Consider the following 25361-nt stretch of genomic DNA (forward strand, 5'->3'; position numbering starts at 1 on the left):
GCTGGCCTAAGTTTATCCGCTCGGGAAAAATCGCCGGATCACAACAACACTTCTGGAGACCTGAATGGCTCGCTCGCCCCGTCCCCTGGCCCACCGTGGCCACGCCGTCTGCCTTCTTGCGGTGGCAGCCCTGGGCACCGCCTTCAGCACCGCTGCGCTGGCACAGGCCACCTGGCCCAGCAAGCCGATCGCACTGATCGTGCCGAACCCGCCCGGCGGATCGAATGACGTGTTCGCGCGCGCCATGGGCAAGCACCTGGGCGACGCCCTGGGCCAGCCCGTGGTGGTCGACAACCGTGCCGGCGCCACAGGCACCATCGGGGCGGCCTCGGTGGCGCGCGCGCCGGCGGACGGCTACACGCTGCTGTTCGTGTCGTCGACCTTCACGACCAACGCGGCCGTGCAGCCCAACACCCAGTTCGATCCCGACAAGGCCTTCGCGCCGGTCGCCATGGTCGCCAAGGGACCGCTGATCCTGACCGTCAACAACAGCCTGCCCGTCAAGACCGCACAAGACCTGATCGCGCTGGCCAAGGCGCAGCCGGGCAAGCTCAATTACGTCAGCTCGGGCATCGGCAGCATCAACCACTTCGCGACCCACCAGTACGCGCAGGCCGCCGGCATCCAGATGACGCACGTGCCGTACAAGGGCATGGGCCCCGCCATCAACGACCTGATCGGCAACCAGGTGCAGGTCCTGATCGCCAGTGGCCCGTCGATCATGCCGCAGGTGCGGGCCGGCAAGGTTCGCGCCTTGGGCATCACCAGCGCCGAGCCCTCGGCCGTCGCCCCGGGCATCCCGCCGCTCGCCAAGAACGGCGCGCCTGGCTACAACATGGAACTGTGGTGGGGCGTGCTGGCCCCGGCCGGAACGCCTGCCGCGGTCGTGACCAAGCTCAATGCCGAGATCAACAAGGCCCTGGCCAAGCCCGAGATGAAGGAACTGCTGCTGCGTGAAGGCGCCGAAGCCGCGCCGCAATCGTCATCGGCCTTCGCCAATCAGTTCCACCAGGAAATCCGCCAGTGGGCCAAGGTTGCGAAAGACGCCGACATCCGCGCGGAATAAGAACGACGGGCTGACCGCGGCCTGGCGGGTGCAGGGACCGGCGCGGCGTGCCGTCAGCGCAGAGCCGGGCCGAACACCGCATCCCAGTAGGGCGGCGACCCTATCCTTTCTCGCAAGTGATCGATGAACAGCGTGGTCTTGGTCGCCTGGGACCGGCCCGACAGCCGCACGGCATAGATGGCGGACTGCCGGGTCGAATAGCCTGGCAAGTCCATGAACAACGGCACCAGCGTCCCTGACGCGATCTCGGTGCTGACCAGCCAGCTCGTCAGATGCACGATGCCCACGCCGGCCACCGCGGCCTGCAGCAAGCTGGGCGTATCGTTCGACCGGAAGCTGCCCTGCACGGGCAGCGGCCGATACCCATTGATTCCCGCAAACGTCCACCATCCCGAGGGCACCGGTCCGAAGTGCTTGTTGAGGCAATCGTGCTGCAACAGGTCTTCCGGCGTCTTGGGCGTGCCCCGCCGCGCCAGGTAGGCCGGGCTGGCGCACACGATGCGATGCTGGGGGGCAAGCTGGGCCGCGATCAGGTCGCTGTCGGGCAGCAGGCCGACACGGATCGCCACATCGATGCGGTCGGTGGCCAGATCGAACACCTCATCGCTGGTCGCAAGCTCGACATTCAACAGCGGATAGCGGGCCAGGAAACTGCCCAGCGCCGGCGCGATATGCAGGCGGGAGAACGCGGTGGGCGCCGTCACCCGCAAGGTGCCGCGCGGCTCGGCATGCAGGGCCGACACGGCATCGCGGGCGTCGTCCACCTCGGCCAGAATGTCGCGCGCCCGGGGCAGCAGTTCCTGCCCGGCCTCGGTCAGCGTCAGCACCCGGGTGCTCCGGTTGAACAGCTTGGCGCGCAGCTCGGTTTCCAGCCCTTCGATACGGCGCGTGATGGACGACACCGCCACATTCTGCTGACGGGCCGCGCCCGAAAAGCTGCCCAGGGTGGCAACGCTGACGAAATCGCGCAGGGCTTCGATCATGGTGGCGGCTTTGGTGGATGGGGGCGATAACGGCTGGCATTTTGCGAATTTCGCAAAGATCCTTTGCGTTGTAAGGGATTTACGCAAAAGGCGCAAACATCGATGATGAACCCCTCGGTAACCCCTATACGTGAGTCCTCCATGACCACCCATGTCGCCACTGCGACCTCCCGCCCCGCCGTCCCGGCCGGCATCCCCAACAGCCTGGTGCTGCTGTTCGCCTTCTGCTGCGGCGCCATCGTCGCCAACATCTACTACGCGCAGCCGCTGATCGAACTCATCGCGCCCGACGTCGGCCTGTCCAGCCACGCCGCCAGCTTCATTGTGTCGTTGACCCAGGTCGGCTACGCCATCGGCCTGCTGTTCCTGGTGCCGCTGGGTGACCTGACCGAAAACCGCCGCCTCATGATTGTCACGCTGCTGGTCTCGGCAGCCAGCCTGGTTGGCGCGGCCCTGTCCAGCCAGCCCAGCACCTTCCTGGTCTTTTCCATGTTGATCGGCTTCAGTTCGGTCTCGGTGCAGATGATGGTGCCGCTGGCCGCCCACATGGCGACCGACGAAACGCGCGGCCGGGTGGTCGGCAGCGTCATGAGCGGCCTGCTGTTCGGCATCCTGCTGTCCCGTCCCTTGTCAGGCCTGGTTGCCGACCACTTTGGCTGGCGCACCGTGTTTGCTGCGGCTGCCGTGCTGATGCTCGCCATCGTCGTGCTGCTGGGACTGACCATGCCGCAACGCCGGCCGGCGCACACCGCCAGCTATGGCCAACTGATCCACTCGCTGCTGGTGCTGCTGCGTACCCAGCCCGTGCTGCGCCAGCGTGCCTTCTACCAGGCTTGCATGTTTGCCGCCGTGGCGCTCTTCTGGACCGCCGTGCCGGTGGAACTGTCGCGTCATCACGGTTTTTCGCAAAGCCAGATCGCGTTGTTTGCCCTGGTCGGCGCCGCCGGTGCCTTTGCCGCGCCCTTTACCGGCCGGCTGGCGGACGCAGGCCATGGCCGCATCGGCACCCTGATCGCCCTGGCTGGCGCCGCACTCAGCTTCCTGCCCACCCTGATCCACCCCGCACTCGGTGTGTTCGGCCTCGCCGTCACCGCCGTGGTGCTGGACCTGTGCATGCAGATGTCGATGGTGATCGGCCAACGCGAAGTCTATGCACTGGATGCCAAGGCCCGCAGCCGTCTCAACAGCATCTACATGACCGCCATCTTCATTGGCGGTGCGATCGGCGCCGCGGTGGCCAGCGCCCTGTATGACCACGGTGGCTGGGCCTGGGTCGGTATCGCCGGGGCGGTGTTTGCGGTGGTGGCGTTGATCAAGTTCCTGGTCGATCCGAAGGTGGTGGCCGCAAAGTAAGCGGACGGCCTCTGGACCGGCGCGCTGCGTGCCGGTCCACTGCGTTTAGTCAGTGTGCTGACGAGCGGGGCTTCACGCCACGTGCAGCCCCAGTTCCGCCAGCAGTTCGGCCGCCTGGTGATACGAAATGGTGGCGCCCTTCAGCACTGACGTATCCGGCAGCTTCAAGCCCCCCAGATCCACCTGCCGCAGATCCGCCCCCGCGAATCTTGCCTTGGTCAGATTGGCGTTGCGCAAGCTGCCACCGTCAAACACCGCATCCGTAAAATCGCATCCGGTCAGATCCGCGTCCGACAGATCCAGCTGTACCAGCCGCTGCTTGCGGAACGACAGGCCGCGCAAGTCGGTGCTGATCAGCAGCGACTCTTCAAACACCAATCCCAATCCCGCTACTTCCGCCAACCGCGCGCCCGTCAGCTTCACATTGCTGAAGCGCGCCGACGCCAGACGCGCCCGCCGCCACTGCGTATTGTTCAGGTCGCACCGCTCGAACTGCGCATCGGTCAGATCGGCCAATTCAAAGTCGGCCTGCCGCCCCTTGCACTGACGCCACCGCGAATCGGCCAGCAAAGCACGGCTCAGCGCAGCCTCGACAAACGAACATTCGATAAAGCTGGCGCCGCGCAGATCCAGCCGGGTCAGGTCGGCGTCATCGAAATCACACTGCACGAACGTCAGCGCGCCATCCGTTGACGACAGCAAGGACTGGACGTCGGCGCGTGACAGGGTGCGGCCGGTGATGGGAAACGGGTGTTGGGGGATCATGGAAGAAGGCAAGCGGGTCCGGGGCGGCGAGGGCTGCATTATCGCAGCCTCGCAAAGTGCCGCGCCGAGCTGTCCGGCGATGCGCCCTCTGGCCGTCGCCTGACCTGCCCCGCCGCGATTGGTGCATTCCGGGCAACACCGTGAGCCCGTCCACATGGCTTCCGGCATCGGCCCGCGACTCCTACGATGGACCCATCCCATCCAACCCAGCACAAGGAGTGCACCATGACCCAACGCATCGACTACATCAAACAAGCCCCCGACCTCTTCAAGCGTTTCGTTGACTTCGGCATGCATCTCAAGAACGGCAGCATCGAAACAGCCATTGTCGACCTGGTCGACATCCGCGCTTCGCAAATGAACGGCTGCGGCTTCTGCCTCGACATGCACATCAAGCAAGCCACCCTGCACGGCGAGCGCCCCCTGCGCCTGCACCACGTCGCCATCTGGCGCGAGTCCACCCTGTTTTCGCCGCGCGAACGCGCCGCGCTGGCGTGGACCGAAGCCCTAACTCAACTCGCCCCGCATGGCGTGCCCGACGCTGTCTACGAACGCGTGCGCACCGAACTGTCGGAACAGGAAATCGTGGACCTGAGCTACGTGATCATGGTCATCAACGCCTGGAACCGCATCAACGTCGGCTTCCAGAGCGTGCCGGGCTCGCTCGACAAAGCGTACGGGCTGGACAAGGCCGAGCTGTCGTAAGCATTGCAACGGCAGCGGGAAGACGGCATCGGCCGGTTCGCATCTGCCGGTTCGCAACCACCCTTTCGCATCCACCATTGCGCATCCGCCCTTGGCGGACGCCGCACGATCCACCGGCCTCACAACGTGGGGGCTACACAGGAGCACCATCATGCATATTGTCGTCATCGGCGGTACCGGCCTTATCGGATCCAAGCTCGTCGCCCGGCTGCGCCAGGGCGGTCACGACGTCCTGGCCGCGTCGCCCAACACCGGCGTCAACACACTGACGGGCGAGGGCCTGGCCGACGCCCTGGCCGGCGCGCAGGTCGTGGTCGACGTGGCCAATTCGCCGTCGTTCGAAGACAGGGCCGTCATGGACTTCTTCGAGACCTCGGGCCGCAACCTGCTCGCCGCCGAAGCCGCGGCAGGCGTCGCCCATCACATCGCACTGTCGGTCGTCGGCACGGATCGGCTGGGTGCCAGCGGCTACTTCCGCGCCAAGATGGCACAGGAAGCACTGATCCGCGCATCCGGCCTGCCGTACACCATCGTGCACTCGACCCAGTTCTATGAATTCCTGCCTGGCATCGCGCAGTCCGGCGCTGACGGCAACATCATTCGCCTGTCACCCGCCTACGTGCAGCCGATCACATCCGACGATGTGGCGGATGCGATGGCCGTCATCACGCTGAGCGCGCCCAGGAACGGAATGGTTGAAATTGGCGGTCCGGAACGCGTCCGCCTTTCTGAACTCGTCCAACGTTGGCTGCGTGCAAAGCAGGACACACGCACCGTCGTGCCCGATCCGCAAGCCCTGTACTTCGGCGCACTGCTGGACGACGCCACGCTGGTGCCCGGCCCCGCGGCGCAGTTGGGCAAGGTGGGATTCGATGCGTGGTTTGCGCAGGCGCATGCTGGGTAGCTCGGCCGATCGGGCTGATCAAGGCGGCTGTGCTGGTGGGAATCACGCAGCTCAGCACTCAATGCGGTTCATGCAGCGCGGTTCACCAGCACGCGCTTCATGCCGCCCCACGACGCGGCCGCTCCAGCCCCAGCCCGCGGATCCTGTCGGTCATGAAATCGATGAACACGCGGATACGTGCCGGCAGGTGCTGGCGGCTCTGATAGCAGAGCCAATGGCCGCGATCATCGGGGGCGAAGGCGTCCAGGCAGGACACCAGCTCGCCTGACCGCAACAGGTCGCTGACCTGATACGCCGCCATCTGCGCAAAGCCCTGGCCGTCGCGCACGGCGCGCAGCACCAGGTCGGCATCGTTGATCGTGAAGCGCGCCCGCGGCAACACCCGCTGCAGGTGACCGTCCACCTTGAACTCCCATTCGTAGATGCGGCCCGATGCAAAACGGAAGTTGACGCACAGATGGTGCTCAAGATCCGCAGGCGTTTGTGGCACGCCGTGCTCGCGCACGTAATCGGCCGACGCGCACACCACCATCTGCATGGGGATCACCTGTTTGGCGATGACCTGACTGTCTTCCATGCGCCCATTGCGAAACGACACATCGACGCGGTCTGACGTGAAGTCCGTCGGGCCGTCATCAAGCAACAGGTCCAGCGAAATGTCGGGATACGCCGCGCAGAATTCCTTGAGCAGCGGCGCTACCACCTTGCGGCCAAAGCCCACGGTGGCGCACACCCGCAGCGGTCCACGCGGCGGCCCTTCGCGCAGGTCGCGCATGTCTTCCAGCGCTTTTTCGATGCGCACCATGCCCGGATGGCAATTGGCGTAGAAGAGTTCGCCTTCGCGCGTCAGCGACGTGCTGCGGGTCGTCCGCAGAAACAGCCGCACCCCCAGTTGCGTTTCCAGCTTCTGCACGCTGCGGCTCACGGCCGACCGGCCGATGCCCAGCCTATCCCCAGCCTTGGCAAAACTGCCTTCGGCCGCCACGGTCAGAAAGGCGACCACACCGGCATAACTGGTGGCAAAGCTGGCGGCCAGCAAATCGGACGCGGGGCCGTCCGCCGCGGACGCCATGGGCGCAGCGTCGGGGGACGCAACATGAAGCGCACCGTCCGGTGCGGCATCGGCGGCAATCTCCAAAGCAGGCTTATTCGCACGAGTCGTCATGGCGGCATGGGCATCGGGGGGACAGGTGTCTGCATGCTACCCGACGCGCTGCCTCAGGTATCCTGCGCGTTCGATCCGCTTCCTACTCTGACCGACGCCCATGCGCAGCAAACTCTTCGTCCCGTGCTCCCGCCCCGAACTGTTCCCGAAAGCGCTGGCCAGCGCGGCCGACTCCTTATCGTTCGATCTCGAAGATGCCGTGCAGGAAAGCCGCAAGCAGGAAGCGCGTGAGGCCATCGGGGCTTTCCTGCGCGGGCTTGCGCCTGCCGACGTAACCAAGACACTGATCGTTCGCGTGAACGCGCTCGACTCCGGCCACTTCGACGCCGACCTGGACGCCATCGTCTGCCCTGCCCTGCACATCGTCAATCTGCCCAAGCCCGAATCCGCCGACGACATCCTGGCCGCCGCCGACGCGCTGCAGCGCTTCGAAACCGAACGCGGCATCACCACGCCGATCGGCCTGCTGGCCAACATCGAGACGCCCACCGCGTTGACGCACGCATCCGCCATCGCCAACGCCAGCCCACGTGTCGTCGGCTTGCAGGTGGGGCTGGGCGATCTGTTCGAAGACCTCGGCATCGACCGCACCGACACCCTGGCCGTGCACCACGTCCAGTTCGCCCTGCGCATGGCGGCGGGCACGGCGGGCATCTGGGCCTACGACGGCGCATACGCGGCCATTGCCAACCCCGACGGCTACCGCGCCGAAGCCGAAGCCGCGCGCCGCCTGGGCTTCCTGGGCAAGACGTGCATCCATCCCAGCCAGATCGCGATTGCCAATGAGGTGTTCCGCCCGTCGGACAAGGAAATCGCGCACGCGCTGCGTGTCGTGGCGGCAGCCGATCAGGCCGAGAAGGATGGCGTCGGCGCATACACGGTCGACGGCCAGATGATCGACCCGCCCTTCAGCCGCCGCGCGCGGCAAATCGTGAAGGCCGCGAAGGAATTGGGGTTGGCGTAAACGGCAACGGTTTGCGCTAGCGATGCGCGACCGCAGAAGGTGCGTGCCCCGCCCTTACAACCGATGCCGCCGATCCCCCTGCGCGAACCCGCGCAGGCTCACGTCCACATCGCGGCCTACCGCCAGCACCTTGAACAGCTCGCCCATCTCGGCGGGTGACAGCAGTTTCTGCACGGGCGCAACCGTCTGGGCGTAGGCCTTGGCATCCGACGGATCCAGGTTCCCAAGGATGTCGGCCAGGCCGGCGTTCATCAGAAACGTCGACTGCGACGTGTAGCCCAGCACGTCCAGGCCGCCTTCCAGCGCGGCGTCGGCCATGGCGGTGAAGTCCACATGCGCGGTAATGTCCTGCACGCCCGGCGCCACGAAAGGATCGGCGTGGGCCACGTGGCGCAGGTGGCACATCAGGGTGCCGGCGGCGCGTTGGGGGTGGTAGTACTCGGCGCGCGGAAAACCATAGTCGATCAACAGTGCCGCGCCGCGCGTGAGCCAGTCGCCCATGCCGCGCACGAAGGCTTCGGCCTGCAGATTGACCTCGGACGTGTAGCCGGGCAAGGCGGGCATGCGATCCGAGACGGCCCGGGCCAGCGCGTCGGGCGCCGGGCGGTCCACCCAGACGAACGCGCCGCTGGCGTCGACCGATACGCCCCGTTCTTCCAGTCTGCCCCCATTGTCCGGCCAATGGAACAGGCGCACGGGCATGGCGTCCAGCAGTTCATTGGCGACCACGCAACCCGTAAAGGAGCCGGGCAGCGCGTCCAGCCACGTCACCCGGTCACCGAAGGACGCCAGGGTCGTCTGCTGCCGTTCGCGCAGGTCGGCCGACACTTCCAGGATGCGGTAGCGTGCCGTCACGCCCAAGCCGTCGAGCGCATCCAGCAAGGACAGCGCCAAGGCGCCGGTGCCCGCCCCCACTTCCATGACGTCGACCGACCCGCAGTCAGCCAGCACCTCGGCCACCTGGCGGGCCAGCGCGGCGCCAAACAGCGGCGTCAGTTCAGGCGCGGTCACAAAGTCGCCGCCCAATGCGGCGGTGCCGGGCGATCCCAGCTTTTCACTGCCGGCCGCGTAGTAGCCCAGGCCGGGCGCATACAGGGCGTCGCCCATCCAGTGGTCGAAAGGCAGCCAGCCCCCTGCCGCCGCGATCTGCGCGCGCAAGTGGTCGGCCACGGCACTGCTGTGCTGTTGCGAAAGGGGGTCTAGGGGCGGCAGGCCCTGAAGGGGGGCGGACGGAGACATGGACGTCGAGGCAGGAGGCATGACGCGCATTTTCCCATGGAAGGCAATTGCAGCGTTGCTGCGCTGTTGCCAGACCGTTGCCAGACCGTTGCCAGACTTCTGCTGGACCCATGCTGCGCCGGTCCTGCCTCGGTGCTGCCAGGCGCCACCCATGCCGCCTTGAGCCGCCCCGTACCGCCAGCCGCCTTTGTCCGCCCGCCCTTGGTAAACTGCGGGATTCGCCCTTACGGTTACCTCTTTCCCCATGAACGACGCGCGTTCCGACAGCAAAGTCGTCCTTGTCACAGGCGCCGCCCGCCGCATCGGCCGGGAGATCGCACTCGCGTTCGCCCGCCGCGGCTGGAACGTTGCGATCCATTACGCGACCTCGCAGCGCGAAGCGCAGCAGACGTTGGACGATCTGCACGCCCTGGGTGTCGAGGCCGCGGCCTTCAGTTGCGACCTCGCCATCGAAGCCGAGGTCGGCCATCTGGTGCCGGCTGTCGTCGCGCGTTTCGGGCAGATCGATGCGGTCGTCAACAATGCCTCGTGTTTCGAGTTCGATGACGTCGAAACCTTCCATGCCGCATCGCTCACCCAGCACCTGATGCCCAACCTTGTGGCGCCCATCGTGCTGGCGCGCGGGCTGGCCCATGCAGTCGCGGAACGCGGCGGCAGTGCGAGGGGCGTGGTCGTGAACCTGCTCGACCAGAAGCTTTGGAACTACAACCCCGACTTCCTTTCGTACACTTTGAGCAAGGCTGCGCTGGAAGCCGCCACCACCATGCTGGCCCAGGCGCTTGCGCCCGCGGTGCGCGTGGTGGGCGTTGCGCCGGGGCTGACCATGATCAGCCATCTGCAGACGCCCGAGCAGTTCGCGCAGACCCACGCCATGTCCCCCCTTGGCCAGGCCAGCACCCCCGATGACATCGCGAGCGCCGTGGTGTTCGCCGCCGAAAATGGATCCATGACGGGCACCACCCTCATGGTCGATGGCGGCCAGCACCTGGTCGGCTTTCCCCGCGATTTCAGCATGATGAACCCGTCCGCAGCGCCGCCTGCGGCGACTCCCTGAGCACGACACGCCATGCGCACCCGCCGTATCTTCTTTACCCGCCTGGCCATCGATGCCCAGATCGGCATCCTCGACCATGAACGCGGCGCCACGCAGCCGCTGCATATCGACGCCGAGATCGACGTCGCGATGATCGACATCCCGCGCCACGACGGCATCCAGGAAGTGCTGGACTACCGCCATCTGCGCCAGGCCATCATCGACGAATGCACGCGCACGCATGTGAACCTGCTCGAGACCCTGGTGGACCGGCTCGCGGCACGGCTGATCAGCCAGTTCGCCGACGTGCAGCACGTGAAGCTGCGTGTGAGCAAACCCCAGGCCTTTGCTGACTGCGTGGCGGTCGGCATCGAAATCTCGGCCTCCCGTGGAGACCTGGCATGAACGCCGTCCCTTCAATGATGACCCCGGGCGATGTCGTTGCGGATGTCAACGACATGCCAGCGATCGGCTCGCCGGCCCCCGACACCCAAGCCGCCGAATCCGCGCGCGCCCGCCTCAAGCGCGAACGCGAACGCAACAAGCTCGACAAGCGCCTGACGCGCGAAGTCGGCCGCGCCATCGGCGACTTCAACATGATCGAAGAAGGCGACAAGGTCATGGTCTGCCTGTCGGGCGGCAAGGACTCGTACGGCATGCTAGACATCCTGCTCAAGCTGCGCGAGCGGGCGCCCATCCACTTCGACATCATCGCGGTCAACCTGGACCAGAAGCAGCCCGGGTTTCCCGACGACATCCTGCCGCGCTACCTGACCGAGCTGGGCGTGCCGTTTCACATCGAGACGCAAGACACCTACTCGATCGTCACGCGCGTGATCGAAGAAGGCAAGACGATGTGCTCGCTGTGCTCGCGCCTGCGCCGCGGCATCCTGTACCGCGTAGCCGACGAACTCGGTGCGACCAAGATCGCGCTGGGCCATCATCGTGACGACATCGTCGCCACCTTCTTCCTGAACATGTTCTACGGTGGCACGCTGAAAAGCATGCCGCCCAAGCTGGTGTCCGACGACGGCCGCCATACCGTGATCCGCCCGCTGGCCTACGTGAAGGAAGCGGACCTGATTGCGTACGCGGACTGGAAGGGCTTCCCGATCATTCCGTGCAACCTGTGCGGTTCGCAGGAAAACCTGAAGCGCAAGGAATCGAGCCGGCTGATCGCCACCTGGGAAAAGCAGTTCCCGGGCCGTATCGACAACATCTTCAATGCCCTGTCGCGCGTCACACCGTCGCACCTCATGGATCGCGATCTGTTTGACTTCGTCAACCTCAAGCCCACGGGCGTGCCCGACGCGGATGGCGACACCGCCTTCGACGCCGTGGACCCGGTCAGCCCGACGGCGGCGTCCGCCTGTGGCAGCACGGACGAAACGGACGATGGCGTGACGGGCACCCGCAGCCCCATCACCGAACACGCCGTCCGTTTTCTGCGTCCTCAGGGCAACTGACTTGCCCGAGGCGCCGGTCGTCCTGCATGCCCAAGGCGTGTCCCGCCGCTTCACCAAGGGCGTGACGGCGCTGTCGCCGGTGGACCTGACGGTCCGCGAAGGGGAATTCGTTTCCCTGCTGGGCCCGTCAGGCTGCGGCAAGACCACGCTGCTGCGCCTCATGTCCGGACTGGATACGCCGACCACCGGCACGCTGACCCGGGCCGTGGCCGAAGACAGCCTGTCCTACGTCTTCCAGGACGCCACCCTGATGCCGTGGGCATCGGTGCGCACCAACGTACGCCTGCCGCTGGACCTGGAACGCGGTGCCGGCAAGCGGTCGGCGGCCGACGCGGCGCAGGCGGTCGATGCCGCACTGGAACGGGTAGGCCTGCGCGATTTCGGCGACGCCTTCCCGCGCGAACTCTCGGGCGGCATGCGGATGCGGGTGTCGATTGCGCGCGCCCTGGTCACCGAACCCAGGCTGTTGTTGATGGACGAGCCCTTCGGTGCGCTGGACGACATCACGCGTCAGCATCTGGATGATGAACTGCTGGCACTGGCGCGCCGCCATCGATTGACGGTCGTGTTCGTGACCCACAATGTGTTCGAAGCCGTCTACTTGTCGACCCGCGTCGTGGTCATGTCGGCGCGGCCCGGACGGATCGTTGAAGACGTCAACAATGACGTCCCGGTGCGCAATGCCGACTTTCGCGGATCGCCTGACTTTGCCATGCGCGCCGCGCGGCTGCAGGCCGCATTGCTGAAAGGGCAACAGGCGGGCGCCGTCGACGCCGCAAGCATCGGGAACACGCAGTCATGACCCCCGCACTGCGCTGGTCCGCGCCGGTCATCGTCGCCCTCGTCCTGCTGCTGATCTGGCAAGGCCTCGTCCGCGCGCTGGACGTGCCGATCTACCTTGTGCCCGCGCCGACCGACATTGCACACGCCCTGGCCGCCGACTGGGCCTTGCTTGCGCAGTCCTTGTGGTTCACGCTCAAGATCACCGGCCTGGCCCTGGCCGCCGCAACCTTGATCGGCGTGCTGCTGGCCTTTCTGTTCGTGCAAAGCCGCTGGATCGAAGCCAGCCTGTTTCCGTACGCCGTGTTGTTGCAGGTGACACCGATCGTGGCCATCGCACCGCTGATCATCATCTGGATCCAGAACACCACGGCCGCGCTGACCTTCTGCGCCGCTATCGTCGCGGTGTTTCCCATCATCAGCAACACCGTGCTCGGGCTGCGCAGCGTCGATGCGGGCCTGCTCGATTTCTTCCGGCTCAAACGCGCATCCCGCTGGCAGATCCTGTGGCGCTTGCGCCTGCCGTCGGCCCTGCCCGCGTTCTTTGGCGGCCTGCGCATTGCCTGCGGCCTGGCCCTGATCGGCGCCGTGGTGGCCGAATTCGTGGCCGGCACCGGCGGCACGCAGACCGGCCTGGCGTATCAGATCCTGCAGGCCGGCTACCAGATCAACATCCCGCGCCTGTTCGCCGCCCTCTTGCTCATTACCGTGGCCGGCGTCATCCTGTTCGCGTTGATGACGCTGCTGTCGCGCGTGGTGCTGGCGCGCTGGCATGACAGCGAAACGCATGATTGATCGAAGCCACGCCTGACCGACCCGCCCGCACCACGGCCCTGCCCGGAGTCTCCATGCCCTTTGCCCGCCTGCCCTCTGCTCCGCTGCTTTCCACGTTGACACTCGCCCTGAGCGTGCTCAGCGCGACCCTGGCCCCGGCTGCCCTGCACGCCCAAGCCGCCCCCACCAAACTTACCTTCGGGTCGAACTGGTACGCCCAGGCCGAACACGGCGGCTTCTATCAGGCGGTTGCGGATGGCATCTATCGCAAGCACGGCCTGGACGTCACGATCAAGATGGGCGGCCCGCAAGTCAACGGCATGCAATTGCTGCTGGCCGGCCAGTACGACGTCGCCATGGGTGACGACCTGCAGACCTACAAGGGCGTGGAACAAGGCCTGCCGCTGGTCACCATCGCCACCACGTTCCAGCAATCGCCCACGGTCCTGGTATCGCACCCCGGCCCCAAGACCCTGGCCGACCTGAAAGGCCGCACCCTGTTCATCGGCCAGGCCAGCGAGACCACCTTCTGGCCCTGGCTCAAGACCAAGTACGGCTTTACCGACGCACAAAAAAAGCCATACACCTTCTCGGTCCAGCCCTTCCTGGTCGACAAACAATCGGCCACCCAAGGCTACCTGGCGTCCGAGCCCTACACGATCGAACAACAGACCAAACAGAAGCCCACGGTCTTTCTGCTGGGTGAATACGGCTATCCGCCCTATGCGCAAACGCTGGTCACGACACGCACCGCGCTGAACGCCAAGCGCGACGCGCTGCAGCGCTTCGTGCAAGCCAGCGCCGAAGGCTGGAAGAACTACCTGGCCAACCCCGCCGCCGGCAACGCGCTGATCCTGAAAGACAATCCGCAGATGACCCCGGCGCTGCTCGACTACGGCGTAAAGGCATTGAAGCAGGCCAGGCTGGTGGACGGCGGTGACGCGGCCAAGCGCGGCCTGCTGACCATGACCGATGCCCGCTGGAAGGCCACGTACGACTTCATGGTGCAGGAAAAACTGCTGGCGCCCGGCGTCGATTACCGCAAGGCTTTCACGACCGAACTGGTGGATAAGGTCAACGTGTTGCCGTAGTGCCTGCGTGACTCTCTTCGAAGGATCGCAGCGACGAGTCCAGATCCGTCAGCAGCCGGCTCGCTCCCGGCGCATGTTGACGTGCCTGGGCGATGGTTTGCAGCAGGGTCAGGACGCTGCCGCCACCCTCCGCGGAACATCCGGCCTGCGCAAACAGCACGGCGAGCGCCGGGTCGGCGCCATGCTTGGCAAAGAGATAATCCAGTACGTCCTGTTCGAAATCAGCCACGCTGATGCCTTCGAATCCCGCACTGCACATGCACGACAGGCCGGCCAGGGGAATGTGGCCCTGGACCAGCCTTGTCCACCGGCCGGCAGCGGCGATGGCCTGCACAGAAAGAGGCGTTGTCACTCTTGCGCCATGCCGATGTCGTTAATAAGCTTCTGGAACTTCTGGACCTCATTCACCTTGAACTCCGTGAACTGAGCCGGCGTGGAAAACAACGGCTCCTTGGCAGTTGCTTCATAGTTCGCCATCAGCTCGGGGGACTTCAGAATCTTCTGGATGCTCGCGTTGATGCTCGTCACCACCGGCCGCGGTGTCGCCGCCGGCGCCTCGATAGCCACCCACGATGACAAAGAAAAGCCCGGAAGAAATTCCGACATGGCGGGTACGTCAGGCAGGCTCGGGCTACGCTTGCCGGTCGTCACCGCCAGGGCCTTGACCTTGCCTGCCTTGATGCTTGGCAGCACCGAAGTATCGCCAAACAGATAATCGATCTGACCGCCCATCAACGCCGCGAACGCGGGCGCCGTTCCCGGATAGGGAATGTGCGCAGCCCTGGCATTCAATGCCCGATTCAACATCTCGCCGCTCAGATGCGGCACGCTCCCCAACCCCGACGATCCAAAATTCAGGGCGCTACCTTTTGCCTTGATGAGATCCACCAATTGCGGAAACGTTTGAACGGCGGAGTTCGGTGGGACCACCAGGATGAATGGGCTGTCGCTCAACAAACCTACCGCTGCAAGATCAGTCAGATAGTTATAGGGCTGCTTCTTGAACTGCGAGACCGCAATCGCGTGCTGAGTCACACTGAGCAGAAGCGTGTAGCCATCCGGCTTGGCGCGTGCAACATAATCTGCTGCGATCATTGTTCCGCCGCCCGGCTTGGACTCCACGATGACAGGCTGCTTCCACTCCTGTCCCAGTTGCTGCGCAACGGCGCGAGCCAGGATGTCCGCGCCGCCTCCCGGAGGGTAAGGAACCACCAGCATGACTGGACGGCTCGGGAATGTGTCAGCCTGCGCGGCAACGCCCAGGCACTGAACTACGACACACGTCAGCGCCAGAAGCACGCGTCGCACCACAGATGAAATCGAGTAGATCATGGTTGTCTCCGTCCACTATTTTTTATGATTCATCGTTGCGTCACTGGCTAGGAGGCCCGCAGCGCTATCGTTGCCACCTCATCAAGCTCGCCCATGTCGTCCAGGACGACCCGATACCTGTCCCTTGCCGCAACCGCGCTGACATAGCCGTGCCTGACGTCCCGTACAACCGCCATCGGATCGCGATCCTCTGGTGGACCAAAGCCACCTCCGCCGCCCGCGCGCAGATACAGGCGATCGCCCGCACGAAGACGTTGACTCCGAATCTTCCCGGCGAGGGTTTCCTCTCCGCGTTCGCCTTTCATCGTGACCCGAACGTCATTGGGCAATCCGGCATGGCCTCCTTCAAGACCCCAGGGTGCGCACTGCATTCGGTCAGCCTGGATGTCGACGGAAATGGTGGACCTTGCCTGCACGACTACCTCCGTCCCGAGGCCGCCACGAAACCGGCCTGCCCCCCCTGAATCCGGCCGTAACGCGTGCCGCTCGATCAGGATCGGGTACTTCGCTTCCAGTTGTTCGCATGGACTGTTATGCGTGTCGCCGTCGTTGGAACATACGACGCCGCTCATGCCGTCACCGTTGTGTTTCGCGCCCCAGCCCCCACCCGTCGGACCGATGAATCCGATGAAGAACTTGCCGTCCACGGGGGCAATGCCGTGGAATAGCGTGATCACCAGGTCGGCATGATGCGCGGCGATCGTGCGGTCCGGAATGGCTGCCACCATGGCCTTGAAGATGGTATCCACCACCGTCATGGGGAACGTCATCCACTTGCGCATCGCAGCGGGCTTGACCGCGCTGACAACCGTGCCGCTTGGCACGATGACCTTGAGCGGCCTGAAGCTGCCTTCATTGATCGGATAGTCGGTTGGCGACGTCAGGCACTTGTAGGCGACCTGTGCGCATGAATACCCGGTGCTGGGCCCGGAGTTGAAAAACCCCTGCACTTGCGGGCTGACTTCCGACAAATCGACAGTCAGCTCGTCACCGCACTTGATGACCCGGACCTTGATGGGCACATGCTTGCCGATCTGCAATCCGTCGTCATCCATGAAGGACTCCGCTTCGTAGACACCGTCCGGAATGGAACGCGTCCTTGCGCGCGCGGCAGCTTCCGACCGATCCATGATGTTGGCAATCGCGCCCAGTACGTTGTCACGGCCATATCGGTCCAGCAATTCGGTGAACCGTTTCGTCCCTGTCGTTACCGCAACGATCTGCGCGCGAAGGTCGCCCATCGCACGCTCTGGCAACCGGACGTTCGCCTTGATGATGTCGACAAGGTCCTCGTTGATACGGCCGGCATGCGAATACTTGAGTATGGGTATCTGCAGTCCTTCCGAGAAGATGTCCGAAGTCGGCCCGCCCAAGGACCCGCCAACATCGGGCCAGTGCGCCATGCAGCACGCCCATGCGGTCAACTGTCCGCCGGAAAAGATCGGTTGACTGAACGTGAAGTGATTCAGGTGACTGCCGGTGATGTACGCATCATTGGTGACCAGGATGTCACCTGGGGCAATACCGTCGACACCGTACCTGGACAGTTTCTCTTTGACGGTATTTGCCATGCCCCGGATGAAACTGGGCAAGCCGATACCTATCGAGATGGTTTCGCCCCGTGCCGTGAACAGGCCCACCGTAAAATCCAGGGCCTCATAGATGATCATGTTGTAGGCGGTGCGCATGAGGTTGGTCTTCATTTCCTCGGTCACCGCGAGCACACCATTGCGCACGATTTCGGTCAGGACCGCGTCGGGACGGGGAATGTCCTGATCAGCGGACAGTACCCCTGCGCTTTCAACGGGCGAGGTCATTGTGCAGCTCCCAGCGTGATGTGAAGATTTCCGAAGGCGTCCACATCGACGACATCGCCCGGGAAGATGACCGTTGTCGACGCATGTTCTTCGATCAAGGCGGGACCGACAATGCGGTTGTTGGACAGCAGCCCGTCCCGCCTGAAAATTGGCGTCATGACATTGCTGCTGCCGTCCAGGAAAACAACCGGCCGGGAGCCGGCAGATGCCGTTGCGGGGCACACGGTCGTTCCCGCAGCGATCTTCTCCATCATGGGCTTTGCCATGACCCCAGTCGTTGCGGCACGAAGCGTCACGATCTCCACTTTTTCTGTCGGTGCGCAGGTGCCATAGCGTTGCTGGTGCACCCTGTCGAAATGCTGCTTGATGGCATCGCGGTCTTGTCGCTCCAACAACTGGGCGTCAAGCACGACCGTCACCGAGTGCTCTTGCCCGACATAGCGCATGTCGGCCGAGTAGGTCACGCGTACAACGTTCGGGGTGATGGCGGCGCCGTCAAGGGCAGCACTGCCTTGCGCAGCCAGGGATGCGAACTCGTCATTGATTTCCTGGAAATCCACGTCGGCGAGTTTTCTGAACGTTGTCTTGACGAAGTCGTATCGAAGGTCTGAATGCAACATGCCGAACGCGCAGAAGTGCCCGGGAGCACGCGGAATGATCACGTGCGTCATGCCGATCTCGCGAGCAATGGATGAAGCATGCAATGGGCCCGCACCGCCGTAAGCAATGAGGGTAAACGCCGCGGCATCCAGCCCGCGTTCCGTTGATACCCCTTTCACCGCATACGACATTTTGGTCACCGCGATGCGAAGAATGCCGTTCGCAGCGTCGAGCAGATCCAATCCGAGCGGCGTGGCGATCCGTTCAGCGATGGCGGATTGCGCGCTGGGGACATCCAGGCGCATTTCACCGCCAAGGAAGGTGTCTGCCCCCAAACGCCCAAGAACCAGGTTCGCGTCGGTAACGGTGGGGGCCAGGCCCCCTCTTGCGTAGCACGCGGGGCCCGGCTCGGCGCCTGCGCTGCGGGGCCCCACATGCAAGGAACCCGACGAGTCCACTTCTGCAATGCTGCCTCCGCCGGTGCCAACTTCGAACACGTCGACGAGTGGAATCTGAATGGGCAGTCCCTGGTTGTACCCGCCCACCAAGGCGATGTTGGTCGTCAGGACGTTCGATTCGAAAATGACTCCCGCCTTTGCCGTGGTGCCCCCCATGTCGAAAGCGATCGCGTTCGCCAAGCCCAATTCGGCGCAAAGCGCATGGGCGCCGATGACGCCGGCAGCGGGGCCCGATTCCAGCATGCGGACACAGTGTTGCTGCGCCTGAGCCGACTCATACAGTCCTCCAGTGGACTGAACGAGAAGAAACGCACCACGAAACGACTCGTCACGCAGGCGTGTTTCGATCTCGGCGACATACCTGCTGACGACCGGCCCCACGTAGGCATTGGCGACAACGGTCGAGCACCGCTCGAACTCTCTGTATTCCTGCGACAACTCATGTGAAGCACTGACGAACGCGTGGGGCAGACGTTCCTGCACGATTTTTTTGACGGTGATTTCGTGCGCAGGGTTCGCGTAACAATGCAGCAGCAGAATGCCCACCGCATCCACGCCCTGCTCGATCAAGGCATCGCAAATGCGGTGGACACCGAATTCGTCCAGGGGCACATGGACCCTGCCCTCGGCAGTCAACCGCTCCCGCACTTCGAAGCGCAAGTCCCTTTCGACCAACGGAACGTGCTTGGTAAAGAACAGGTTGTAGGCATCCGGGCGATTGATGCGACCGATCTCGTAGACGTCTCGGAACCCTTCTGTAATCAGCAGCGCTGTCTTCGCACCTTTGCGCTCAAGCAGGGTGTTGATCGCGACGGTCGATCCATGCAAGAAGATCTCTGCGTCCGCGAACCGTGTGCCCGCCTTGCTTACCCCGTCGGCTATGCCTTCGACCAGGTGCTGCGGGGTACTCAGTGTTTTCCCCAGAGACATGGCGCCGGTCGACGAGTCGAAATATGCAACGTCAGTGAACGTGCCGCCAATGTCGGCCGCAAGCCGGCTGCCTTTTTTCATTGTTCTGTCTCGCTAGATAGGTCTTGATCGCCAACCTTCGAAATCGGCAGGTGGCGCAGTCATGGTAGCGAGCAGGCAGGCGATCGAACACTCGCTTTTCGTCTTAGCGGCGTGACAGAATTTGCACAAATCGCCCTTGCCCTGACTGGAGCTGCGCGGTACGGTCACGCCATTGCCCTTCTCACGCACCCGGTCATCCCCACGCCATGACAGAAGACACTGCCGGCTCAAGAATTTCGCTGGAACTGCTCGGGCTTTTCGTGGAGGTCGTCGAACGGCAAAGCATCTCGGCCGCGGCCCGGGCGTGGCAGATCGCGCCGTCGCTGGCGGCACGCAAGATAGGTCGGCTCGAAGCGGAACTGGACACGCGGTTATTTGACCGGACCACGCGCAGGATCCATCTGACAGAGGCTGGCGTGCTGACGCTCGCCTGGGCGCGCGATGTGCTGGCCCATCACGACCGGCTGACCGATGACATCGACGCCTTGCAAGGTCAATTGGCGGGAAATTTGCGCCTTGTGATGAGTGAATACGTCTCGACGATCCTGACCCCTGCGTTTCTGGCCGCGTTCTCTCGGAGGTACCCCAGGATCCGGTTTTCGATTGCCATCATGGACGACATTGTGGGCATCGAGAAACGGGATTACGACGTGGCGATCCAGTCCGGCCGGTTGCCTGATTCAACGCTCAAGGGCGTCCGGATCAGGGACTACCGCCGAGTCCTGTGCGCGGCGCCGTCCTATCTGGCGCGCCGCGGGAAACCGACGTCGATCGAGTCCTTGATCGAACACGACTGCCTCACGCATCAGCAGGCAATCGATGGGTACTGGACCTTCAGGAAAGGCACAGATGTGATCCGGCAACGGGTCCATCAACTGCTTTTCAGCAACAGCTATCTGCCTTTGATCGCCTTGGCCCGGCATGGCATGGGCATCATCCAGGCAAGCACGGGATCAGTGCGCGATGCGGTCAAAAACGGCGAACTTGTCTGTCTTCTGGACGAGTACGAATGCGTCAACTCGGACGGCTCGTCGCTCGCGACCTGGCTGCTTTACCCGGGCGGCCGAGTGTCGGCACGGACCCGGATATTCATCTCGGAGCTGACCGCGTACATCAGAGACCTGCCGAAGTAAGGCGTCCCCTTTTCATCTTCCCGTCAGAATCGTGTCACTCGACCGTCATGACGCGCCTCTACCATTCGCGCACTTTCTCACGATAGCGGTTGCCCACCGGGAGCCGCCTCGTAGCCGATTCAACGTGCGCAGTCCCCTCCTTCATGACCTCCGCCTTCTTCGCCTCGCGCCTTGCCGCGATGGCGCTGCTGGCCGCCTGTCTGTCCGCCTGTGGCGGTGACGATGCGGCCGGTGGCAATGACTCCACCCCGTCGCAGCCGCAGCCGCAAGCCGTCATGCGCTGCGCGCCCTGACCTTACTGGCCCCCTGTCATGACATCACGCCGCCAATTCATCAAAGCCGCCAGCACCGCCGGGTTCGCCTCGGCCGCGCTGGCCGCCTTTCCGCCCAGCATCCGCAAGGCCCTCGCGATCGAGGCCAACAACGTCACCGGCACGATCAAGGACGTCGAGCACGTCGTGATCCTGATGCAGGAAAACCGGTCGTTCGACCACTACTTCGGCACGCTCAATGGCGTGCGCGGGTTTGGCGATCGCATCACGATTCCGCTGCCCAATGGCCGCAGTGTGTGGCAGCAGGAACGCTCCAACGGAACGGTGCTGACGCCTTATCACCTGGATGGCAGCAAGAACAATGCGCAGCGCGCCGCGGGTGCGAACCATACGTGGGTCGACAGCCAGAAAGCGTGGGACAACGGCCGCATGACCAACTGGCCGACGCAGAAGAAAGACATTTCGATGGGCTACTTCAAGGAAAGCGAGATTCCTTTCCAGTTCGCGCTGGCCAATGCCTTCACGATCTGCGATGCCTATCATTGCTCCATGCACACGGGCACGGATGCGAACCGGTCGTTCCACATCACCGGTACGAACGGGCCGACGGCGCAGGGCACGGCGTTCGTGAACAACGAGTGGGATGCGATCGACGGGCTGCCGTCGTCGGCCAATGTGGGCTACACGTGGACCACGTATGCCGAGCGCCTGGAAGCGGCGGGGATCAGCTGGATCTCGTACCAGAACATGCCTGACGAATGGGGCGACAACATGCTGGGCGCGTTCCAGCAGTTTCGCAAAGCCAATCTGGCGTCAGGCTATCCGGTGTCGAGCGGCGGATCGCCTGGCAAGCCGTATGACCTGACGGCGCAGACGCTGCCTTACAAAGCGTATGACGCGGCCAAGGACAATGCCGGCAACCCGCTGTACAAGGGCGTGGCCAATACCCTGCCGGGCACGAAGCCCGAGGAATACCTGGACGCGTTCAAGCGCGATATCAAGGCGGGCAAGCTGCCGCAGGTGTCGTGGGTCAATGCGCCGTCGATCTATTGCGAGCATCCGGGTCCATCAAGCCCGGTGCAGGGCGCCTGGTTCCTGCAGGAAGTGCTGGACGCGCTGACGGCCAATCCGGAGGTGTGGAGCAAGACCGTGCTGATCGTCAACTTCGACGAGAACGACGGCTACTTCGATCATGTGCCGTCGCCGTCGGCGCCGTCTTTGAATGCCGACAACACGCTGGCGGGCAAGTCGACGCTGAGCGACTCCGCCATGGCCGCCGAATATTTCCGCCATCCGGCGCCGCAGGGCAGCAAGGGTCAGCCGGCTCCCGACAATCGTGTCTACGGTCCGGGTCCACGCGTGCCGCTGTACGTGATCTCGCCCTGGAGCCGGGGCGGCTGGGTCAATTCCGAGGTGTTCGATCACACGTCGGTGCTGCGTTTTCTTGAGGCGCGCTTCGGGGTGCAGGAACCGAACATCAGCCCGTATCGCCGTGCGGTCTGTGGCGATCTGTTGAGCGCGTTCAATTTCAAGACGCCCAATACCGAAACCTTGCCGACGCTCAAGGGCCGCACGACGCGGGATGCCGCCGACCAGTTGCGCACGGCGCAGCAGGCGCTGCCCGCGGTGCCGGTGCCGACCGACATGCAGCTGCCGTTGCAGGCCAGTGGCGGGCGGCCGTCCCGCGCGCTGGCGTACGAGTTGCACACCAGTGCCCGCGCCAACGCGAACGGTTCGGTGCAGTTGCTGTTCGCCAATACCGGGCAGCGCGCCGCCGTGTTCCATGTGTATGACTCGCTGCACCTGGACCGCATTCCGCGCCGCTATGTCGTGGAAGCGGGCAAGACGCTGGATGACACCTGGACAACGCAGGCCGCCGACGCGGGCCGCTACGATCTGTGGGTGTTGGGCCCCAATGGCTTCCATCGTCACTTCAAGGGCGATACGACCCGTCTTGCCGCAAGCAAGGCATCGCCCGAGATTCGTGTCTGCTACGACATCGCCAATGGCCATGTCTATGCCGAGATGATGAACGGCGGCGCGAGTTCGGTGCAGTTCAGCATCGTGTCGATGGCGTATCGGAAGGACGGTCCGTGGACGGCCACGGTGGCCGGTGGCGCGACGTCTTCACAACATTGGTCCCTGGCCGACAGTGGCCGCTGGTATGACTTTGCCGTGACCTGCGACGCCGACCCGGCCTTCTACCGCCGCTTTGCAGGGCGTGTCGAAACAGGGGAACACTCGGTCAGCGACCCGGCGATGGGCTGACTCCGGACCTTACCGGGCCGCCATGTCACCGCCGGTTTTCATGAAGACGGCCCACTTGGCGCGCTCGGTCCGGTCGAATGCCGCAAAGTCCTTTTGCGCGTCGTTGGTCAGGTCCATGCCCAGTTCCATCACCTGCTTCTGCACGGCAGGTTTGGCCAGCACCGCCTGCACCGCGCGGGTGACGGCGTCCTGGATCGGGCGCGGCGTGGCCACCGGCGCATACAGGGCGTACCACTGCGAGACGTCGTACCCCGTGTAGCCCAGTTCCTGCATGGTGGGCACGTCAGGCAGGGCCGCGGTCCGCTTCGATCCCGTCACGGCAAGGGGCGTCAGCACGCCCGCCTTGACCTGCGGCAGGGCCACCGGCAAGCCGGCCGCCATGAAGTCCAGATGGCCGCCGCGAATGTCGGTCACAGCCTGCGCTTCACCCTTGTACGCGACCTGCACGATCTTGACGCCTGCACTGCGCACCAGCATCTCGCCTGAAATCTGTCCGGTCGACCCCGGCCCCATGGATGCAAAGCTGAAGCCGGTCGGCGCCTGCCTGGCCTTGTCGACCAGGGCAGGCATGGTCTTGATGGGTGACTGGCTGTTGACCACGAACACGTTGGACAAGGACGCCAGGTGGATCATGGGCGAAAACTCGGCCGGCGTGTAGGGCAGCTTGGCGTCCATGGCGGGCGCAATGGTCATGATGCCGGCACTGGCCACGAACAGGGTGTAGCCGTCGGCCGGGGCACGCGCCGCGTACTCGGCGGCAATGGCGCCGGCCGCGCCCAGCTTGTTTTCGACGATGACCGGCTGCTTCCAGGCCTCGCCCAGTTCCTGCGCGATCAGCCGCGCCAGCACATCGGGGCCGCCGCCCGCGGCCTGCGCCACGATCAGCTTGACCGGGCGCGAGGGGAACGGCGCATCGGCGGCGACGGCGCTGGCCGGGATGGCCAACGGTGCAGCCAGGGACACGGCCAGGGCGGCACAGGAAAGGGTCGAGGGAAGTCGGGTCATGATTGTCGTCTCTCTTTGTCGTTCGTATCGCCGCGGCTTTTCTGGCGTCCGCGGTCGGGCAGAGCAGGTCAGGTCGGATCCGATCGAAGCGGATCACGCATCCATCGTCAGTACACTGCCATTCGGCAGGCGGTCCACATTGCCGCGGGCTTCGTCAGCCATCAATTCCTTCAGTATGCGTCGCACCCGAATGGCCGCCAGGTCCGACGACAACAGCACGGGCCGCAACGCATCCAGGTCCGTCGTCCCCATGCGCTGCTGCACGGCTTCCAGCATGGGCTTGTCCTGCTCATGGAAACCGACCTGCTGCCAGTTGGTGGTTTCCTGGTCGGCCTTGGGATCATCCAGCAGATAGTTGCGGGAACTGGCGTAGAAATAATGGGTGGTGGTGTCGGTTTCGGGGGTGACGATGTGGGTGCCCCGGCGCAGGATGCCCGCGCTGCGTGGCTGGCCCACCGGCGTCACGCCGACTTCCAGCCGACACGCACCCGGCGCCTGCCAGTGCATGTCCAGCCAGTACGCCACCGGCGCTTCCGGATCCGCCAGAAAGGGCGTGAACGATTGCGGCGCGCGGGTGGACGGGATGGCGCGGCGGCTGTCCAGGGTGCGCCCGGTCTGGGTGACGTCGTGCGGCGCCACCAGCAGCTCATCCGTCTTCTGGTACGGCGCATGCAGGAAGTTGACGTGCGTCAGGTCCATCAGGTTGTCCACCACCAGCTGGTAGTTGGCCTGCTGCAGCATCACATTGCCGATGGTCTTGAAGGACGGGTCGGCCAGGTAGCGGTAGGCAGGCACCTGGGACGCGTCGGCACGGGCCGCATCGCCCATCCAGATCCACACCAGTCCGTCCTGCTCGACCAGGGGATAGGCGCGCACGCGAGCAGCCGCCGGAATGCGCTGGTCGCCATGCGGGTTCTCGACACAGGCGCCGGAACAATCGAACTTGAGCCCGTGATAGCCGCATTCGACGGCGTCACCGATGAGCCGGCCAAGATGCAGCGGTGCGAAGCGGTGCGGGCACCGGTCGGCAATCGCGGCGGGCGTACCGTCAAGCTGGCGGTAGAGCACCACCGGTTCGTTCAGAAGCGTGCGGGGCCGCAGCGTGCGGGTGACTTCGTGTCCCCAGGCTGCGACATACCAGGCGTTGCGCAAGTAAGCCATGCAAGATCCTTTTCCG

General features: G+C 64.4%; 24 protein-coding genes. 14 read left to right on the forward strand and 10 right to left on the reverse strand.

Features of this window, described 5'->3' with window-relative positions; translation table 11 throughout:
* The first annotated feature begins 64 nt into the window (after positions 1 to 64).
* Positions 65 to 1066, forward strand: coding sequence for a Bug family tripartite tricarboxylate transporter substrate binding protein (locus tag HD883_RS16075; protein WP_179583679.1), 1002 nt, complete (start codon positions 65 to 67; stop codon positions 1064 to 1066).
* Positions 1067 to 1119: 53 nt separating this feature from the next.
* Here HD883_RS16075 and HD883_RS16080 read toward each other — a convergent pair whose 3' ends face one another.
* Positions 1120 to 2049 (reverse strand): LysR family transcriptional regulator, encoded by a 930-nt coding sequence (locus HD883_RS16080; protein ID WP_179583677.1) that lies wholly within the window; start codon positions 2047 to 2049, stop codon positions 1120 to 1122.
* A 141-nt stretch (positions 2050 to 2190) separates the two neighbouring features.
* On the opposite strand from HD883_RS16080, the gene HD883_RS16085 reads away from it, so the two are divergent.
* On the forward strand, positions 2191 to 3402 hold the full coding sequence (locus HD883_RS16085; RefSeq protein WP_179583675.1) for an MFS transporter: 1212 nt from the start codon (positions 2191 to 2193) through the stop codon (positions 3400 to 3402).
* 72 nt (positions 3403 to 3474) lie between these two features.
* Here HD883_RS16085 and HD883_RS16090 read toward each other — a convergent pair whose 3' ends face one another.
* Entirely contained in the window at positions 3475 to 4167 is a 693-nt protein-coding gene (locus tag HD883_RS16090; protein ID WP_179583673.1) for a pentapeptide repeat-containing protein, read from the reverse strand.
* A gap of 225 nt (positions 4168 to 4392) precedes the next feature.
* Here HD883_RS16090 and HD883_RS16095 point away from each other — a divergent pair, with 225 nt between their 5' ends.
* Together HD883_RS16095 and HD883_RS16100 are read left to right on the forward strand one after the other, a co-directional pair.
* Positions 4393 to 4872: a carboxymuconolactone decarboxylase family protein gene (locus HD883_RS16095; RefSeq protein ID WP_179583671.1), complete on the forward strand. Its 480-nt coding sequence runs from the start codon at positions 4393 to 4395 to the stop codon at positions 4870 to 4872.
* A gap of 151 nt (positions 4873 to 5023) precedes the next feature.
* Positions 5024 to 5776, forward strand: a complete 753-nt coding sequence (locus tag HD883_RS16100; RefSeq protein WP_179583669.1) for an SDR family oxidoreductase — start codon at positions 5024 to 5026, stop codon at positions 5774 to 5776.
* A gap of 97 nt (positions 5777 to 5873) precedes the next feature.
* Here the strand turns inward: HD883_RS16100 and HD883_RS16105 are convergent, their stop codons facing one another.
* Complete coding sequence (locus tag HD883_RS16105; protein ID WP_179583667.1) at positions 5874 to 6848, reverse strand: LysR family transcriptional regulator; 975 nt, start codon at positions 6846 to 6848, stop codon at positions 5874 to 5876.
* 193 nt (positions 6849 to 7041) lie between these two features.
* Here HD883_RS16105 and HD883_RS16110 point away from each other — a divergent pair, with 193 nt between their 5' ends.
* Complete coding sequence (locus HD883_RS16110) at positions 7042 to 7905, forward strand: HpcH/HpaI aldolase/citrate lyase family protein (protein ID WP_179583665.1); 864 nt, start codon at positions 7042 to 7044, stop codon at positions 7903 to 7905.
* Between the two features lie 54 nt (positions 7906 to 7959).
* On the opposite strand, the gene HD883_RS16115 is transcribed toward HD883_RS16110, so the two are convergent.
* Complete coding sequence (locus HD883_RS16115; RefSeq protein WP_373563435.1) at positions 7960 to 9144, reverse strand: class I SAM-dependent methyltransferase; 1185 nt, start codon at positions 9142 to 9144, stop codon at positions 7960 to 7962.
* 244 nt (positions 9145 to 9388) lie between these two features.
* Here HD883_RS16115 and HD883_RS16120 point away from each other — a divergent pair, with 244 nt between their 5' ends.
* The 6 genes from HD883_RS16120 to HD883_RS16145 are packed head-to-tail and all read left to right on the forward strand — an operon-like array spanning position 9389 to position 14288.
* Positions 9389 to 10198 carry an SDR family oxidoreductase gene (locus HD883_RS16120; RefSeq protein WP_179583661.1) on the forward strand — a complete coding sequence of 270 codons (810 nt, stop codon included), beginning with the start codon at positions 9389 to 9391 and terminating at the stop codon, positions 10196 to 10198.
* A gap of 12 nt (positions 10199 to 10210) precedes the next feature.
* Entirely contained in the window at positions 10211 to 10582 is a 372-nt protein-coding gene (gene folB, locus HD883_RS16125) for a dihydroneopterin aldolase (protein ID WP_179583659.1), read from the forward strand.
* 53 nt (positions 10583 to 10635) lie between these two features.
* Complete coding sequence (gene ttcA, locus HD883_RS16130) at positions 10636 to 11643, forward strand: tRNA 2-thiocytidine(32) synthetase TtcA (RefSeq protein WP_257022533.1); 1008 nt, start codon at positions 10636 to 10638, stop codon at positions 11641 to 11643.
* A 1-nt stretch (position 11644) separates the two neighbouring features.
* Positions 11645 to 12445, forward strand: coding sequence for an ABC transporter ATP-binding protein (locus HD883_RS16135; protein ID WP_179583655.1), 801 nt, complete (start codon positions 11645 to 11647; stop codon positions 12443 to 12445).
* Positions 12442 to 13218, forward strand: a complete 777-nt coding sequence (locus HD883_RS16140; RefSeq protein WP_179583653.1) for an ABC transporter permease — start codon at positions 12442 to 12444, stop codon at positions 13216 to 13218. Before HD883_RS16135 ends, HD883_RS16140 begins: the two co-directional genes overlap by 4 nt.
* 53 nt (positions 13219 to 13271) lie before the next feature.
* Entirely contained in the window at positions 13272 to 14288 is a 1017-nt protein-coding gene (locus HD883_RS16145; protein ID WP_179583651.1) for an ABC transporter substrate-binding protein, read from the forward strand.
* Here HD883_RS16145 and HD883_RS16150 read toward each other — a convergent pair.
* Genes HD883_RS16150 through HD883_RS16165 form a run of 4 tightly spaced genes read right to left on the reverse strand, consistent with a single transcriptional unit; the run spans position 14272 to position 19506 of the window.
* Complete coding sequence (locus HD883_RS16150; protein ID WP_179583649.1) at positions 14272 to 14640, reverse strand: hypothetical protein; 369 nt, start codon at positions 14638 to 14640, stop codon at positions 14272 to 14274. The two genes, HD883_RS16145 and HD883_RS16150, sit on opposite strands and share 17 nt — an antisense overlap.
* Positions 14637 to 15620 (reverse strand): Bug family tripartite tricarboxylate transporter substrate binding protein, encoded by a 984-nt coding sequence (locus HD883_RS16155; RefSeq protein ID WP_179583647.1) that lies wholly within the window; start codon positions 15618 to 15620, stop codon positions 14637 to 14639. Before HD883_RS16155 ends, HD883_RS16150 begins: the two co-directional genes overlap by 4 nt.
* A 47-nt stretch (positions 15621 to 15667) precedes the next feature.
* Complete coding sequence (locus tag HD883_RS16160) at positions 15668 to 17437, reverse strand: hydantoinase B/oxoprolinase family protein (protein WP_179583645.1); 1770 nt, start codon at positions 17435 to 17437, stop codon at positions 15668 to 15670.
* Positions 17434 to 19506, reverse strand: coding sequence for a hydantoinase/oxoprolinase family protein (locus HD883_RS16165; protein ID WP_179583643.1), 2073 nt, complete (start codon positions 19504 to 19506; stop codon positions 17434 to 17436). The genes HD883_RS16160 and HD883_RS16165 overlap by 4 nt, the downstream gene beginning before the upstream one ends.
* A gap of 206 nt (positions 19507 to 19712) precedes the next feature.
* On the opposite strand from HD883_RS16165, the gene HD883_RS16170 reads away from it, so the two are divergent.
* The 3 genes from HD883_RS16170 to HD883_RS16180 all read left to right on the forward strand — a co-directional run bounded on the left by HD883_RS16170 (position 19713) and on the right by HD883_RS16180 (position 23179).
* Positions 19713 to 20639, forward strand: coding sequence for a LysR family transcriptional regulator (locus tag HD883_RS16170; protein WP_179583641.1), 927 nt, complete (start codon positions 19713 to 19715; stop codon positions 20637 to 20639).
* Positions 20640 to 20782: 143 nt separating this feature from the next.
* A complete protein-coding gene (locus HD883_RS16175) occupies positions 20783 to 20932 on the forward strand; it encodes a hypothetical protein (protein WP_179583639.1) in 150 nt (49 codons plus the stop codon).
* Positions 20933 to 20950: 18 nt separating this feature from the next.
* On the forward strand, positions 20951 to 23179 hold the full coding sequence (locus HD883_RS16180; protein WP_179583637.1) for a phosphocholine-specific phospholipase C: 2229 nt from the start codon (positions 20951 to 20953) through the stop codon (positions 23177 to 23179).
* Between the two features lie 9 nt (positions 23180 to 23188).
* Here HD883_RS16180 and HD883_RS16185 read toward each other — a convergent pair whose 3' ends face one another.
* Together HD883_RS16185 and HD883_RS16190 are read right to left on the reverse strand one after the other, a co-directional pair.
* The gene (locus tag HD883_RS16185; RefSeq protein WP_179583635.1) at positions 23189 to 24184 is read right to left on the reverse strand and encodes a Bug family tripartite tricarboxylate transporter substrate binding protein; all 996 of its coding nucleotides are present in this window, start codon (positions 24182 to 24184) and stop codon (positions 23189 to 23191) included.
* Between the two features lie 93 nt (positions 24185 to 24277).
* A complete protein-coding gene (locus tag HD883_RS16190) occupies positions 24278 to 25345 on the reverse strand; it encodes an aromatic ring-hydroxylating dioxygenase subunit alpha (RefSeq protein ID WP_179583633.1) in 1068 nt (355 codons plus the stop codon).
* Positions 25346 to 25361: the final 16 nt, after the last annotated feature.

Origin of the sequence: Pigmentiphaga litoralis (genome assembly GCF_013408655.1) — a bacterium.
Classification (GTDB): Bacteria; Pseudomonadota; Gammaproteobacteria; order Burkholderiales; family Burkholderiaceae_B; genus Pigmentiphaga; species Pigmentiphaga litoralis_A.

Bases quoted from the DNA above. Each gene is read 5' to 3' on its own strand.
- HD883_RS16075 (WP_179583679.1), top strand. From the start codon at position 65: ATGGCTCGCTCGCCCCGTCCCCTGGCCCACCGTGGCCACGCCGTCTGC.
- HD883_RS16080 (WP_179583677.1), bottom strand. From the start codon at position 2,049: ATGATCGAAGCCCTGCGCGATTTCGTCAGCGTTGCCACCCTGGGCAGC.
- HD883_RS16085 (WP_179583675.1), top strand. From the start codon at position 2,191: ATGACCACCCATGTCGCCACTGCGACCTCCCGCCCCGCCGTCCCGGCC.
- HD883_RS16090 (WP_179583673.1), bottom strand. From the start codon at position 4,167: ATGATCCCCCAACACCCGTTTCCCATCACCGGCCGCACCCTGTCACGC.
- HD883_RS16095 (WP_179583671.1), top strand. From the start codon at position 4,393: ATGACCCAACGCATCGACTACATCAAACAAGCCCCCGACCTCTTCAAG.
- HD883_RS16100 (WP_179583669.1), top strand. From the start codon at position 5,024: ATGCATATTGTCGTCATCGGCGGTACCGGCCTTATCGGATCCAAGCTC.
- HD883_RS16105 (WP_179583667.1), bottom strand. From the start codon at position 6,848: ATGGCGTCCGCGGCGGACGGCCCCGCGTCCGATTTGCTGGCCGCCAGC.
- HD883_RS16110 (WP_179583665.1), top strand. From the start codon at position 7,042: ATGCGCAGCAAACTCTTCGTCCCGTGCTCCCGCCCCGAACTGTTCCCG.
- HD883_RS16115 (WP_373563435.1), bottom strand. From the start codon at position 9,144: ATGTCTCCGTCCGCCCCCCTTCAGGGCCTGCCGCCCCTAGACCCCCTT.
- HD883_RS16120 (WP_179583661.1), top strand. From the start codon at position 9,389: ATGAACGACGCGCGTTCCGACAGCAAAGTCGTCCTTGTCACAGGCGCC.
- folB (WP_179583659.1), top strand. From the start codon at position 10,211: ATGCGCACCCGCCGTATCTTCTTTACCCGCCTGGCCATCGATGCCCAG.
- ttcA (WP_257022533.1), top strand. From the start codon at position 10,636: ATGCCAGCGATCGGCTCGCCGGCCCCCGACACCCAAGCCGCCGAATCC.
- HD883_RS16140 (WP_179583653.1), top strand. From the start codon at position 12,442: ATGACCCCCGCACTGCGCTGGTCCGCGCCGGTCATCGTCGCCCTCGTC.
- HD883_RS16145 (WP_179583651.1), top strand. From the start codon at position 13,272: ATGCCCTTTGCCCGCCTGCCCTCTGCTCCGCTGCTTTCCACGTTGACA.
- HD883_RS16155 (WP_179583647.1), bottom strand. From the start codon at position 15,620: ATGATCTACTCGATTTCATCTGTGGTGCGACGCGTGCTTCTGGCGCTG.
- HD883_RS16160 (WP_179583645.1), bottom strand. From the start codon at position 17,437: ATGACCTCGCCCGTTGAAAGCGCAGGGGTACTGTCCGCTGATCAGGAC.
- HD883_RS16165 (WP_179583643.1), bottom strand. From the start codon at position 19,506: ATGAAAAAAGGCAGCCGGCTTGCGGCCGACATTGGCGGCACGTTCACT.
- HD883_RS16170 (WP_179583641.1), top strand. From the start codon at position 19,713: ATGACAGAAGACACTGCCGGCTCAAGAATTTCGCTGGAACTGCTCGGG.
- HD883_RS16175 (WP_179583639.1), top strand. From the start codon at position 20,783: ATGACCTCCGCCTTCTTCGCCTCGCGCCTTGCCGCGATGGCGCTGCTG.
- HD883_RS16180 (WP_179583637.1), top strand. From the start codon at position 20,951: ATGACATCACGCCGCCAATTCATCAAAGCCGCCAGCACCGCCGGGTTC.
- HD883_RS16185 (WP_179583635.1), bottom strand. From the start codon at position 24,184: ATGACCCGACTTCCCTCGACCCTTTCCTGTGCCGCCCTGGCCGTGTCC.
- HD883_RS16190 (WP_179583633.1), bottom strand. From the start codon at position 25,345: ATGGCTTACTTGCGCAACGCCTGGTATGTCGCAGCCTGGGGACACGAA.